11 protein-coding genes are annotated in these 14,551 nt (G+C 56.5%); 10 read left to right on the top strand and 1 reads right to left on the bottom strand.

Annotated elements, in window-relative coordinates; all coding sequences use genetic code 11:
- Positions 1-89 precede the first annotated feature (89 nt).
- Both ACZCED_RS05540 and ACZCED_RS05535 read left to right on the top strand, forming a co-directional pair.
- Positions 90-1,721, top strand: coding sequence for a hypothetical protein (locus ACZCED_RS05540; RefSeq protein WP_462971780.1), 1,632 nt, complete (start codon positions 90-92; stop codon positions 1,719-1,721).
- A gap of 217 nt (positions 1,722-1,938) precedes the next feature.
- A complete protein-coding gene (locus ACZCED_RS05535) occupies positions 1,939-2,355 on the top strand; it encodes a hypothetical protein (RefSeq protein ID WP_464860388.1) in 417 nt (138 codons plus the stop codon).
- A 281-nt stretch (positions 2,356-2,636) separates the two neighbouring features.
- On the opposite strand, the gene ACZCED_RS05530 is transcribed toward ACZCED_RS05535, so the two are convergent.
- Positions 2,637-3,029: a response regulator gene (locus tag ACZCED_RS05530; protein WP_462971778.1), complete on the bottom strand. Its 393-nt coding sequence runs from the start codon at positions 3,027-3,029 to the stop codon at positions 2,637-2,639.
- A gap of 324 nt (positions 3,030-3,353) precedes the next feature.
- On the opposite strand from ACZCED_RS05530, the gene mobB reads away from it, so the two are divergent.
- From mobB to ACZCED_RS05490, 8 genes are all read left to right on the top strand, one after another.
- The gene (mobB, locus tag ACZCED_RS05525; RefSeq protein ID WP_462971777.1) at positions 3,354-3,863 is read left to right on the top strand and encodes a molybdopterin-guanine dinucleotide biosynthesis protein B; all 510 of its coding nucleotides are present in this window, start codon (positions 3,354-3,356) and stop codon (positions 3,861-3,863) included.
- Between the two features lie 785 nt (positions 3,864-4,648).
- Positions 4,649-6,115: a sensor histidine kinase gene (locus ACZCED_RS05520; protein ID WP_462971776.1), complete on the top strand. Its 1,467-nt coding sequence runs from the start codon at positions 4,649-4,651 to the stop codon at positions 6,113-6,115.
- 120 nt (positions 6,116-6,235) lie between these two features.
- Positions 6,236-6,931: a hypothetical protein gene (locus tag ACZCED_RS05515; RefSeq protein ID WP_462971775.1), complete on the top strand. Its 696-nt coding sequence runs from the start codon at positions 6,236-6,238 to the stop codon at positions 6,929-6,931.
- A 7-nt stretch (positions 6,932-6,938) separates the two neighbouring features.
- The gene (locus ACZCED_RS05510) at positions 6,939-8,312 is read left to right on the top strand and encodes a sigma-54-dependent transcriptional regulator (RefSeq protein WP_462971774.1); all 1,374 of its coding nucleotides are present in this window, start codon (positions 6,939-6,941) and stop codon (positions 8,310-8,312) included.
- Positions 8,313-8,843: 531 nt separating this feature from the next.
- Positions 8,844-9,455 (top strand): RNA polymerase sigma factor, encoded by a 612-nt coding sequence (locus ACZCED_RS05505; RefSeq protein WP_462971773.1) that lies wholly within the window; start codon positions 8,844-8,846, stop codon positions 9,453-9,455.
- The gene (locus ACZCED_RS05500; protein ID WP_462971772.1) at positions 9,442-9,711 is read left to right on the top strand and encodes an anti-sigma factor family protein; all 270 of its coding nucleotides are present in this window, start codon (positions 9,442-9,444) and stop codon (positions 9,709-9,711) included. The genes ACZCED_RS05505 and ACZCED_RS05500 overlap by 14 nt, the downstream gene beginning before the upstream one ends.
- Positions 9,712-10,423: 712 nt before the next feature.
- Positions 10,424-12,598, top strand: a complete 2,175-nt coding sequence (locus ACZCED_RS05495) for an HDOD domain-containing protein (protein WP_464860387.1) — start codon at positions 10,424-10,426, stop codon at positions 12,596-12,598.
- Between the two features lie 9 nt (positions 12,599-12,607).
- Positions 12,608-14,545 carry a response regulator gene (locus ACZCED_RS05490; RefSeq protein ID WP_464860386.1) on the top strand — a complete coding sequence of 646 codons (1,938 nt, stop codon included), beginning with the start codon at positions 12,608-12,610 and terminating at the stop codon, positions 14,543-14,545.
- Positions 14,546-14,551 lie beyond the last annotated feature (6 nt).

The following is a 14,551-nucleotide window of genomic DNA, read 5'->3' as shown; positions in this document are numbered from 1 at the left end:
CGCACTGTCGGCCGGCGTCGGCACACGTGTTGACAATCGGTGTATCTTTTAAGGAACACGGTTTTAATTCGGGGAATAGGAAAACGGGCATGAAGCTGCGTACCTGTATTTCACCGGCGGGTCGGTTTATGGTCGGTCTGCACCGACCCCATTTCACTGCAGACAATTTTCGTGAGACGGATGCACTGGCAGACCTGGGCACGCTGCCGGACGGTACCCGTCATCGCAATAACGCCAATTTTCCTTGCGGCCCGGTCCACGAACCGGCCGCGGACTGGATCTTCGAGGTTCCCAACGCCTTCCCCTTCCGGGGCACCACCTACATCGGCAAGGCATGGGCGGATGCCCGTGCACTTAAACCCGAGGCCATCGCGTTGCCGGAAGCACCGCAGATTTCCTTCTTTGACGATCATTCCGATGAACGGTCGGCCACCCAGGCTATCCGCCAATTACCCCGCCCGCTGAAGCTGGCTCTGGCGGTAACATCCACCGATGCCCGGGACCTGTGTACCCTGGCCCATATGGCCTGCACCCTATGTATGGATGAAAACAGCGGTCGCCCCTGGGGGCTGGCCTATGAGCGACGAGCCGACGGACGAATCATGGCGGTGATTGTGGATGAGGGCCTGTTCGAGGCCGTGGCCAACAACCGCTATCTGCCCCACGCGTATCAACAGGCCATGGTGCTTCGCCCCGGCGCCCAGGGAGCGAGCGAGATCGTGGGTGAATGGAGCCATTCGGGCCCGCAAAGCCATGTGTTCGAGTACCTGCGCAGAAACTCCTACATCCCCTGGGGACACTATGCCGCCAACATGGCCGACGACACCGTGCGGTACCGCTTGCAGGATCTGACGATGCCAGACATGACCGGTATGCGCCACCTTTACTATCAGCGAAGCTATTCCCGCCTGGCCGGTTTGTTGGGTATGCCACCCGCGTCCGTCGGGCGCCCCCTGGCCGTCGATGAATTGGAGACGCTCAGGTTGAAAATCTTAAGGGAGTTGAAGGGAAGAAAAACCATTGCGTTTGACCGGACCCTGTGGGGCTGGAATTACGGGTTCGACTACGCTCCCAGCGGATACCGCCTGCATGCATCCCACCAGCAGATCCACCAGCAGTTCGCCCTGATTCCGGCCGAGGTCCCGCTGGCTGAGGACGGAGGGACCCTTTTGGCATACGCGTGCGGAGATCTGGTAGGCGATTTCGTAAAGGCATTCCGTCATGAAACAGGGAGAGGCTTTTTTGAATGCTACCAGCAGGCGATCATGCATAACCGGCGGATGGATGGTAACGCGCGACGCGAACAAAGTCTGGTGGTTTTCGAAGACGACCGGGTAATTCTGTTCGCGCCCAAGGCCCAGACATCCCAGTGGGAGCTGAACCTGATGCCCAAAACGCCGGTGGGCAGCATCCTTGAGGCCGACACGCCCATGCGCAGCTCCCTTGACCGGGCCATGTTGACGGCCGTCAAGGTCCTGGCAGCCATGGGGGCCCGCATGATCTCCACCATCGAATATTCCAAATCCATTGTCAGCGGCGATACGGACCATCGCCTGCTGATTGCCTTTTTACCCCGGCTGCCCGATTCCCCCGGAGCATTCAGCGAAGCCCAGCTGCGCTGGATCAACGGGCACTACCCGGAAGATTTTGCCCTGGCCTGCCGCCGCCATCTGCCTGAAGGGGAGGATACACGCCCGGCCCGTGAAAAGCCCGCTCCCTGACTTTTTTTATACTAGCGTCTGTACTTCGATCCACCGACCGGCGCGCCATAAAAAAAGGTTGCCAATCCGCGCGAAATGGGGTTTAAATGATAAACGGTTATCGCACTGGATCTGAATCTCCCGCACAGACGTCTCCCGTTACCCCATCTTGCCCGGTTAGCGATTTGAACCCCCGTCGATCCATACCCGGATCAGGAATGTTGTGGACGGTACTTTCATGAGAGAATGGTTGATGCGTCTGATACAGTTCAAGTTTCGCAAGCGGCGGCGGCACAAGGCGCGCACCGGCCTTTACGTGACATTTGACAACACCCTTTCCAGAAACCAGATCGGTGATATCAATATGCGCGGCCTGTCCTATTACTACGAGGATCATGGCTTCACCATGGGCATGCGCGCCAATGCCCTGCGGATAGTAACGACAGACGACCCCACCGGCATCAACCATATTCCCTTTACGATTGTGTCTGACAGGGAAACTGGTTCGCTGCCTTTTAAAAACAGGCGAATCAACCGCCAGGGCATTCAGTTCAACGGTCTGAGCCTGGTCCAGAAGCGCAAGCTGAGGGACATTATCCAGCACTATACCCACGAACCCGCCGATTCCGGAAAAAACGCATCTCGTCCTGTCTGACCGACCCGCCACACGCTTTCACGCATACCGGTGCGGCCAAACCCGCCGAGGGCCATCGGCACCCCTTTGTTCCGCAAGCCGTTCATCCTCATCGAGACCGTTTCACGGTGCCTTCGGGCCCCGGCACTGAAAACCGCGGCTTACCCGGTTTTGAAAAGGGGGAATGTACTGCCGGTAACGGCAGCGCTGCACAGCACCGTTAAGGATGGATATCGGTTCCCCGTTCGCTCGCTAACCCAGTTGCAAGCGGCAGGAAGTGCGCTCGTTGTCGCGGTTCAACCTCATCGCCTCTTGTCGGCCACAACAAAGGTTTGCACAAGCGCGAAAAGGTCACTGACACCATAGGGCTTGAGAACAAAGGCGTCAGCACCGGCCGCGGTCGCCCGCATTTCGTCAGCGGGGTTGCCCGATGCCAGGATGCAGACGATTTCGGGTCGGGCCGCCTTGATTCGGGCGGTCAATTCAAGACCGTCGATATCGGGCACATGAATATCGGAAAAAACAATGTGAATGGGATTGGATGTCTGAATGTACTGCCAGGCCGCAAATCCGTTGTCAAAGGTGTGGACTTTGCGGTTTACGCTGAACTCAAATGTATCGACTACAAAATCCCGAACCAGCGGGTCATCTTCCACCACAGCAATTTGAACGTTGGGTATGATCGCCCACCTCACGTCTTTTTCAATGCACCCCGGTTCTTAACGCCCCTGGAAACCCCGGGATGCCTGCAGGTAATCATCGTATTATCGTCCCGGTCCAGAGCTGCTGCGCATCCTACGGTACAACGAATGTAACGTGATCCGGAAGTTTGGTCAAGGATATCCTCTACTCACCCAAAAGCCTCCTGCCTGCGGGGATACCGCTGGCCAGCCGTCATTTTTCAGACCGGTGTCTTAACTTGAATTGTCTTGACTTTGGCTATCCCACGGCTTAATTTTTCCGGGCGAATGGCCGGAGTGCCGACCATTTGCGCAATTTGAATGGAAAAGGAGTATACCTTGCCGCCTGTTATCTCCATCGTGGGCAAGTCGGAATCCGGCAAAACCACGCTCATCGAACGGCTGATCCCCGAGTTGAAACGCCGGGGTTATCATATCGGCGTCGTCAAGCATGCCCATCACGGATTTGATATGGATCGGAAAGGGAAAGACAGCTACCGCCACAGACAGGCGGGTGCCGATACGGTGATGATCGCTTCTCCCGGTCAGCTTGCCATGATCAAGGATGTGGTCGGCGAGTGCCTGGACGATCTGGTCCCTTATTTCGAAGATATGGACTTGCTGATCACGGAAGGATTTAAAACCGACCATGCTCCAAAAATTGAGGTTTTCAGGGCGGAACGACATCAGCAGCCCGCCTGCCTTAAGGACGAAACCCTGATGGCCATGGTTTCCGACACGCCCCTGGAGGTGACGGTTCCCCAGTTCGCGACCGCCGACATCCAAGCAATCGCTGAATTTATCGTGGCCAGATGCCTGCCCCACCCTGACAACATCACGAAGGAGTAAGCGACCGGTCTTTAGCCGTTGGCGCTGCTGATTCATGCAGGATCGGCGGGGTTGGGATCATCGCTTGCTTAAAAGGCCGGAAAATAAAACCACACCCCCACCCCGCTAAGCCGGGTCTTGCGGTGACATTCTTCCGCGAATACCGGCAAGCCTGAGCGACTCGAATTGACGGCCATCCCCGCCTCCCGGGTGTCCGGAACGCCGTGACCGACGCCCTCGACCCCGGAGGAAGCGGTGGTGGACCGACCCGGATAGGATCAAACGAAAAAGGACCGTCGGCCCCTTCACGGTTGCCGATCGGGATCAATTCCGGTCAGATACCGCGGCAGAAGCGTCGCCGGAGCGGACCAACGCAACGGCGCCCCTTCGGTCCTTGCCTGATCGTCGCTCTGGAATGAAGCCGGCATATGAAAACCGTCGCTGCTCAAAGGCAACCCGAAGCTCTCCCTGAACGGCTTTGGCCAGACGAGCGTTTCTTTTCATCGTCATATTAAACCTTCCTTTCATCTGACAACTGCGCAAGGATGGGTTTGTGGGTTTGCGCGCGATCATGGGTTGTCCAGTTTTTCAGAGCAATGGCCGTGCCACGATTATCGGCATCCGTCCACCGGGCGTTTATTCGATCCGTGTGGCACGAAGGCTTCCTTCGGTTACGAATTTTGCGCACCGGATTACGTTTTTCGTGGGGACCCGTCGATGTTTGATTTGCCTCGGTGAGTTGTGTTAACGGTTACCTCAGGCATCACAAGAGATGGTCCACTTTTTATTGGAAAGCACCTGCGCCAATGAATCTGAGATTTGGAATCACCGGGAAGCTGCTGGTCTGGTTTCTCGTTATCATCGCCATTTTTTATGGTACGATCCTGGTCCTATACATCAATGTCCAACAGGTGGTCAGACTGTCCGGATCGATCGTGGCAAAAAATTATGCCCTTGCCTCGGGGACGAAAAAGATGATGGAAACGCTTTTGAGCATGGAGGAAAATAAACAGAAGTACCTGCTGCTCAAAAAAAATGACTACCTGGTCTTCTTCAATGAAGCGCAGCGGGCCTTTGAAGAAAACCTGGCCCAGGTGATCCGGCTGACCGATTTCGGCCATGACATTTCCGATGTGTGGCGGGACATCAGTCATGATTACGACACCTATCCCAACGCGGCAGAAGTTTACGTATATCTGAGCGGCAAGGTCAAAGATCCTGAGGCCGTGAACACCTTCTGGATCCCCGAACCGATCGTCAACAGCTGGATCAGCAAAATTTCCGACGAACGGCTTAAAAATGAGCTTGAAATCGAACAGGCCACGCGGGAAGTCAATCGCAAAGGCCGGCTTTCCGCCAAGAACGGACTCATCGGCCTGGCGGTCTCCAGCCTGGTGGGCTTTCTGGGAATTTGCTACCTGGCGTATTCCATGATCCGCCCATTGCGGGAACTGATGGATGGTATCCGGGAAATCTCCTCGGACCGGCTCAGCAAACCCCTCAAGGTACGCAGCCAGGATGAATTCGGCGAGCTGGCCCACGCCTTCAACGAAATGTCCAACCGCCTGCGCAAAGAGGAGCGCATGCGGTCCGATTTCATCTCAATGCTCAGCCACGAGATTCGTACGCCACTGACATCCATCCGCGAATCGGTCAACATGATCCGGGAAGAGGTCATGGGGCCCATCAACAGCCGGCAGGAAAAATTCCTGGGAATCGCCGGCGCGGAAATCAGCCGGATCAGCGACCTGCTGAGCCATCTGATGCAGGCGTCGCGGCTGGAGCCCGGTCTGCTGAACATGCAGCTGGAGCCCATCGATCCGCACACCTTCATCTCCGAATGCGCCAACAGTATCAAGCTGGCCGTCGAGGCAAAAAGCATCGATCTGCGTCTTCAGGTTCCCTCCCAACTGCCTCCGATCGTCGGTGACCGCCAACAGCTGCAACAGGCCATGCTGAATTATCTGTCCAACGCGGTGAAATTTTCCGAACCCGACACCCGTATCACTGTTGGTGTCCGTCAACACCGTTCGCAAAACATGCTCTCCTTTTTCGTCAAGGACAACGGCCCCGGTATTCTGGAAGAGGATCAAGCATTTTTATTCAACAAATACTATCGCGGTCAGCGGGAACGCGAGCGCCTGGAAGGCGTCGGTTTGGGTCTCAGCATCGTCAAAAATATCATCGAATCCCACCATGGCACCGTGTGGGTCAGCAGCCAGGTGGGCAAGGGAAGCACCTTCGGATTCACCCTGCCCAGTGCACCCGAATGATGGTGCCGGCTTGACGGTGTGATAACGGCAATCGTTGAATTTTCTTGAATTTTCGCGCGATGATGATTAAATAGGGGCGGTATTACTCAAAGACGGTGGTTGAATACATATAGGGAACACATGACAACTGCATGGAGCCAACCATACCGGCTGATGATCGTTCTGATCATCGTCAGCGGCCTGCTTTCGGGCTGTGCGTCCGTTTTAACTGATTTTGACGACGCGATGAACCGCAAGCGGTTCATGTCGGACTATACGGCCTTTGACAATGCGCTGTCAGTCTATAAGGATGGCAGTTACGAACAGGCCATGGTCCTGTTCAGGACGCTGTCGACGGCCAGGACCCATGAAAAACTGGCCCGAAAGGCCTGGCTGGGGGAAATCTGCTGCCGGCTGATGCTGGCGGACACCCAGGCGGACTACACCGCCGCCGTTGGCCTGTGGCATGAATTCGGCAAATCCGCACCTGAAAAGGATGATGCCTGGGATATGGACCTGCTCGATCCGCTGATTGTTCGCATGACACCCAGAAGCACCATCCGGGTGATCGAGATCCATCCCCCTGCGGCGCAGACTTCCTCCGAAACCACAGCGCCTGCCGACCCGCCCCGGGAAGAACGGCAACAGAGCGACCAGCCATCTCGGGCCGATAAAGCCGCACTGAAGAAAAAGGAGGCGCATGCGGCTCAACTGCAGCGCCAGTTGGATGCGGTCACAGCCGAAAACCGATCACTCAAGGAAAAAATCAAGGCGCTGGAAGCCATTGACCAGAACATCCAGAAGAAAAAAACCGAAATGGCCGCCCCCAGTGAATGAAACAATGATGAATGAACCCATCCCACAGTCTGTCCTTGTTGTCGACGACGACCGCAATGTACTGGAGGTGCTGGATGCCCGGCTGTCCAGCTGCGGACTGACCGTTTACAAGGCGGATGGCGGACGCAAGGCGCTGCAGATTCTCAAGACCCGCCGAATCGACCTTGTGGTCTCCGATGTAAAAATGCCCGAAATGGACGGCATGGCGCTGTTGTCGGAGATCATCCAGATCCAGCCGGGCCTCCCGGTTATCTTCCTGACCGCTTACGCCAACGTTCCCGATGCGGTGAAAGCGGTCAAATCGGGTGCCGTGGACTACGTTGAAAAGCCTTTTGACGGCAAAGCCCTGACCGAAAAGATCCAGCTGATGCTCCAGGAGTGCCAGGACACAGAACCGGTCCAGGATGTCGATCCGGTTCCGGACGCAGACACCGACGACCAGGTCAAAAGTCCAGCCATGAAAAATCTGCATGGTCTGGTAAAAAAGGTGGCCCGGAGCAGCGTCAATGTCCTGATTCTCGGAGAAAGCGGGGTGGGCAAGGAGCGCATCGCCAACCGGATTCACCAGTTGGGCCATCGCCGGAAAAAACCGTTTGTCGTGGTCGATTGCGGGGCCACGCCCGCCGGTCTTCTGGAAAGTGAACTCTTCGGCCACGTCAAGGGATCATTCACCCATGCCGTCAGCGACAAGAAGGGACTCATCGAAACGGCGGATACCGGAACCCTGTTCCTTGACGAAATCGGCAACATCTCCCACGAAATGCAGATCCGCCTGCTCCGGTTTATCGAAGACCGGACCATCAGGCGAATCGGCGGGCTAAAGGGGACCCCCGTGGATTGCCGGATCATCGCGGCCACCAATGCCGATCTGGGTGAAGCCATCAAGGCCGGTCGATTCCGGGAAGACCTGTTTTTCCGACTTCGAGTGGTCACCCTGACCATTCCCCCGCTGCGGGAACGAAAGGCGGATATCCCCCTGCTGGTCGACCACTTCACTCGACAATACTGCAGCCAGCACAATGTGGAAATGGTCCGTGTCCTTGAAGAAACGATGGACTGGCTTTGCGACTACTCGTGGCCCGGCAATGTTCGTGAATTGAAAAACGCCATCGAGGGGGGCATCGTCATGTGCCGGGACCATGTGCTTCGGCCGGAGGATTTTCATGTGGCAGGCATAACGGAAACCTGCGCAGAAAATCCGGCCGGCGACGATTGCCTCTCCCTGGAAGAAAGCGAAAAGAACACCATCCTCCGGGCCCTTGAACAAACCGGGGGAATTCAGAAAGAGGCCGCCGAGGTGTTGGGCATCAGCCGGCGGGCCATCCACTATAAAATCAAAAAATATGGCATCGACGCCGGAAGCATCAAAGCCAGGCGCTGACCCTCGTACCAATCCGTTTCCCCGCCACCCGGAAACCCGCTCCCGGGTCCTGCTCCCCAACCCGGTCGTATCCACCCATAAATGGCAAGTTGGGGGTCAGACCACGGTCGCCGGTATATTTAACCGCGATAGCGAGCGAACGGGGAATCGATTATCTTCCTTACGATGAACCCTCCCCGCGGCAAGCCGCGGGGAGGGTTCAATTTACCGGCATCACCGAATGCCCGCCGACGCGTGAAGCGTGGCTGTGTATCATGTCGTCGATCATCCTGAATCATGCGGCGAAGCCACAAGATTCCGTTGACCGATGATCACTGTAACCGAATTACCCCCCGCGTCTCATTAGGCCTGGGGTAAAAAACCAATGGACATCACTCTTATAAACACATATGAAAGGGAAAAAGATGAGGGAGATATTGATTCTACTGGCGGTGGTCGGCGTATGGATCCTCCTCCAGGCCTATATCCTGCCAAAACTGGGTATCGCTACATGAATGAGCGATGCCTGTCAGGTGACAGACAAGAAAACCCATGCCGAACCCGTCGGAGAAAACGAAAAACGACGATAAGGATAACGAACTGGTCCGGGCGATCAACGGCGGCCGCCAGGATCTTTTTTATGAACTGGTCAATCGCTACGAGAAAAGCCTGTACAACTTTGGCCTGAGGATGTGCGACAACCCCAGCGACGCCGAAGACATGGTGCAGGACACCTTCTTGAATGTTTTTAAATATCTCGAGGGGTTTCGATATGAAACCAAATTCAGGAACTGGCTTTACCGGGTCGCCACCAGTGCCTGCCTGAAAAAAAAACGCCGATCCAAGTATGCACCCGACAGAGAGCTCTCTCTGGACGAATTTCTTCCGGCAGACGAATCGGCCGTAGCCACGGACCTGCCTCGCTGGGCGTCCCAGCCCCTGGACCAGGTGCTTGACGGGGAACTGGCAGGCGTCATCCGACAAGCAATGCTGGATCTGCCGGAAAAGTACCGGCTGGTTGTTGTATTGCGGGACGTGGAAGGGTTCACGACTCAGGAAACGGCTGAGATCCTGGACCTGACCCCCACCAACATCAAGGTACGCCTGCACCGGGCGAGGCTATTTCTCAGAGACGCATTGAAATCATATTATGAAACAGACTGACCCGCACCACTCCCACGAAAACTGCCTGGCACTGTTCGAAAGGCTTTCCGAGTACATCGACAGAGAACTCGACGCCCCCACCTGCGAAGACATTGAAGCACACATCAAGGCGTGCAAACCCTGCCAGGTCTGCCTGGAGACGCTGAAACAAACAGTGGATTTGTGCAGGAACCTCGAACGCCGTCAGGTACCGGAGACCTTTTCCCTGAAATTGAGGGGCGCCATATTCGACCTGGTGAAGAAAAACGCCGACTGATTGCACCGCGTTTGACCTTCCCGCCCCTTGTTCGACCGAGTCTTTTTTCATTTTCCGCGTTGGACGCAACTGGCCTTCTTTCACCCATCACCCCACACCATTGACCGTATTGGACAACTTGCCTCTCGGTGCAGTCTGAACCGGTCGCAAGCCGGAAGATTCTGAGGGCACTGGCCCGGGATGGGCAGGCCATGTGCCGGGATGCATCGCCTATGTAAATTATTACATAGTAAAACAACGGTTGTGAAGTACGCACCACAACGCTTCCGATAAAATCCCCCGGCATGGAGGGGCGCAATACCGTCGGAAGGACAACCAGTTAAATATAAATTACTGTTATTATTTTTATATTTTTCATGCCGACTAAAAAGACCGGTGGTATTCTTTCGTTGGCACCTTCATTGCTCTATTAAAAAAGAGTTAATAAAAATTAGATACTTATTCGATATTTGGATTCCGGCGCGAGTGGTTCAGGAGACAAGGGTGAGGGTCAGATCTCGGGCGACCGTATACGGTCGCCGATGAAAGCATGGTCAGTATAAGAAAACCATGTTTGCATTCACGACGGCAGTTTTTCAGGGCAAGGAAGTCCTGAACCCGCTCGAAGGCCGGCTATTCGCCGCCCGGGGTCACACATGGGTCTCTTTGACAAATGCGCATGATCGTCATAGTTTAAACGCGGTTTTGCCTGCTGAACAGATGAGATATTTCAATGGGACTGGCAGTCGCTGTGCACATCGCTTCAGAATTCACCGGCAGGTTGCAACTTACCGTTTTCCCCTGTCTTTTAGAACGTCTCATCCACGTCCGCCATGATTCGTCCATGGCCCTGCCCGACCTATCCCGACTTTTCAGGATGGACCCGGCGCTTTGCTTCCTGGCCATGCGCCTCGACCGATCCATGCGTTCCGGAGTTCACAAGGTTGACCCGCCCGGCATTGACGACGTGGTCAGCCGCATCGGAATGACCGGCATCGATGCCATCACGACCCAGGCATTGGCCGATCAGGCATTGAACGGCATCCATCACCGGCAGGGGCTGGCACTTGGATGGTTGTGGCGGCACAGTCTCACCACGGCCCTGCTGGCCCGGGAGCTGGCGCTGGCGCTGAATTACCGTCCCGTGGAGGATGCATACACCGCCGGTCTGCTTCACGACATCGGCAAACTGGCACTATTTGCCCAAACCCCGGCAGCATGCGCCCCCATGCTGATCGACCCGGCTCAGGCGACCCCACTGCTCGATGCAGAGGAACAGGTTACCGGATCAGACCACGGCCAAATCGGGGCGCAGTTGATCCGGCGCTACACCGGCGCCGGGTTTGCCGGAGATACAGCCGAGTACCACACGGCCACGGCGGCAGCCGTCGTCAATGCCCTCCCTCTGGTCCAGATCGTGTGGTCGGCCAACCGATTGGCCGTTGAGCCGCATCCGTCATCCGAGGACTGCCAGGCGGTTGCCACACTTTTGAAAATAGATGCGCAGCACCTGAGCCGCCTTTCACAGGCAGTCCAAGAGCAGGCCCTGGCAGTGACAAACGAACTCGGCCACAATCCTGAAGTGCCGGAAAAAGGCCGGTCCACCGACACAGTCACCATTCCCCTGGGCCAGGCGATCAGAACCAACACCATCTTGTCCGGCGTATATCGGGATTTGCTGACGGCCACCGGCCGCAGTGCCGTCTTGCGGGTGTTGCAGCAGAGCCTCAGCGTCTATATGGGTATCGACACCCTGATCATGCTTGACCATGACCCCGTCGGCAATCTCTTGATCGGATGTTTCGCCGCGGGAGACATCACCCCGCCCCACATCGATCGACTGCGCATCCCCCTGACGGCATCGGACTGCCTGCCAGCCATCAGCCATGGCAGCGGTGAAATGGTGAATTCATTCTCAGCCGTCCAAAGGAGTAAATTGACGATCGTCGACAGACAGCTCATGGCCGGCATGCAGACAGACGGCATCGTCTGCATGCCGGTTCGATCGGATAGCGGCGAGGGCACGGCGATGTTGCTCCTGGGAATCGAGGCCGGTGATTGGCCATGGGTCGAAAAGCAGACAACGCTGTTGAAGGCCATTGTCGCTGCCGTGGCCGGGTCCCTGGCCCGAGAACGACAGCGCGAGGATCAGAGCGACTGCCGGGCGGCGGATCGCGAAGCATCGCGCATGTCAAAAACAAGCAAAATCGTACATGAAATCAACAATCCGTTGAGCGTCATCAAAAATTATCTCAAGGTCCTGACCCTGCGCACCGATGACCACTCATCGGCCAGGAATGAGCTGCGCATTATCGATGAGGAGATCAACCGAGTATCCAGGCTGATAAAGTCCCTGACATCACCGTCAGGAAGTCTGCCCATCGACCTTGAACCCGTTGACGTAAATGCCACGATCGCCGACATACTGGGGCTGTTCCGTGAAGGCCTGCCCGCCAATACGTCCATCCACCTGACCCAGGATCTGGATGCACGCCTCCCCGCCATCCCATCGAATCGGGACCGGCTGAAGCAGGCATTGATTAACCTGTTGAAAAATGCGATAGAAGCAATGCCCGATGGCGGAACCATTCAGGTGATCAGCCGCATGTTGACAGCCCCTACCAGATCGGTGGGCGACACAGCAATAGCGGGCCATGTCAAAATCAGTGTCTGCGATGACGGCCCGGGTATTGACGAAGCGATTAAAAATGACCTATTTAAAGCTAACGTGACCTCGAAAACGGGTCACGACGGACTGGGCCTGGCCATTGTCCATGAAGCGGTAACCATCCTCAAGGGGTCCCTGTTGTGCGAAAGTACCCCGGGCGGAGGGACCTGTTTTCACATTGAACTGCCCGCCAGCGACAATGAATCGGAAAACAGAACGGCTCTTGACTCAGCCACTTAGGAGCATTTCATGGAGAACCGCCCGCGAATCTTGATCTGCGACGATGAGCCATTGATGACTGCGAGCATCAAGGCTGTCTTGGACGCCGGCGACTATCGGGTTCGAACCACCAACAGCTCGCGCCATGCCCTGACGCTGATTCATGCCGAATCCCCCGACCTGGTCATCCTAGATGTCATGATGCCGGAAATGACCGGTTTTGAATTGCTCGACGCCGTTGACCGAGATTGCTGCGATGCCGCCTTCATCATCGTCACCGGGGAGGCCTCCGTCGATTCGGCCATCAAGGCCATCCGCAAAGGAGCCAGCGATTATCTGAGAAAACCCTTCGAGCCGGACGAACTGCTTATTCGCGTGGAGAACGTGCTGAGTCAGCGGCAGATGAAACGCGAGCACATGTGTGTCGAAGCCGAGAAGCGGCAACTGGAAAACCAGCTGCGCCAGTCCCAGAAAATGGAAGCCATCGGCACCCTGGCCGGCGGCATCGCCCACGACTTCAACAATGTGCTGAGCATCATCTTAGGCAATGCGGAACTGGCCCTGGCCGACATGCCCGGCGAACACGCCGCCCACCTGAACCTGGAACGGATTCTCACAGCCAGCCTGAGGGCCCGCGAAATGATTCAGCAATTGCTCAGCTTCAGCCGCAAGGAGGAATCCGGCCGCAAGCCGATTCGTCTCAACAGCGTCATCATGGAGTCGCTCAAGCTGATGCGGGCCTCCCTGCCCACCAACATCTCCATCGAACGCAATATCTGCGCAACCGAATGCATCACCATCGCCGACGCCACCCAGATTCACCAGATCATGCTCAACCTGTGCACCAATGCCGCCCACGCCATGGAACCCGGTGGCGGCGTGCTGACCATCCGGCTGGATCCCGTAACACTGGACAGCGCCGCTGCAGCCGAGTCGAATCTCTCCCCGGGCCGTTACGCCAGGCTGGTGGTCGCCGACACCGGCCATGGCATCGAAAAGGATATCATCAATCGGATTTTCGACCCCTATTTCACCACCAAGGAAACCGGGAAAGGCACGGGCATGGGCCTCTCGGTCGTTCATGGCATCATCAAGGGCAGTGGCGGCGCCATAAGGGCCTTCAGCGGACCGGGCCAGTTCACGGAGTTTCACCTCTATCTGCCGAGGGTGGACGCGACCATCGACTCGCAACCGGCAATTTTCAACCAGCAGCACCTGCCGGGCGGCCATGAGCATATCCTGATCGTGGATGATGAGGAGATGCTCGTGGACATGATGAGGCAGGTGCTCGAGCAGTTGGGATACACGGTCAGCGCACATACCGACAGTGCCGAGGCACTCAATTCGTTTCTCAACTGCCCCCGGCTCTATGACCTGCTGATCACGGACATGACCATGCCGGGGATGACGGGCACCGGCCTGGCCAAAGCAGTCAAGGCCGTGCGCAATGACCTTCCCATTATTTTATGCACCGGGTTCAACGAACAGATCAGCCAGGAGAGTTCCCAATCGTTGGGTATCCAGGCGTTGATCATGAAGCCCGTGGGTATGCAGCAACTGGCTGATACCATCCGCAGCGTGCTGACACCGGCATCAACGGAGCGTCGCAAAAACCCGCGATTCGGAGCGCCGGAAGGTACCTTCGTCATCTCCCGCACCCACCCCTACGAGCGATTCAGCCTGGTAGACATCGGCGTGTCCGGACTGGCGTACAGCCACGAGATGAAATCGGGTCCGGGCAATCCATCTGACCAGCTTGCCATTATGACGCCAGACGGTGAAATATTCGTCAGCGGCATCCACTGCCACGGTGTTTCCGATATCCCCGCCGACAGCGGCATCCCCGGATTTCCCCTGCCCGAAGCGGGCCAGTCCCGCCGCGGGGTGCGCTTCGAAAGCCTCACCACGCTGCAAACCGAATTGATCGATCAGTTCATCCGCAACCACGCCACCCAACAGTTGCATTGATCCAAT

The organism is Desulfosarcina sp., assembly GCF_055467485.1.
Note: the sequence above shows the minus strand (reverse complement) of the source record. Positions and strands in the feature narration are given on the sequence as shown.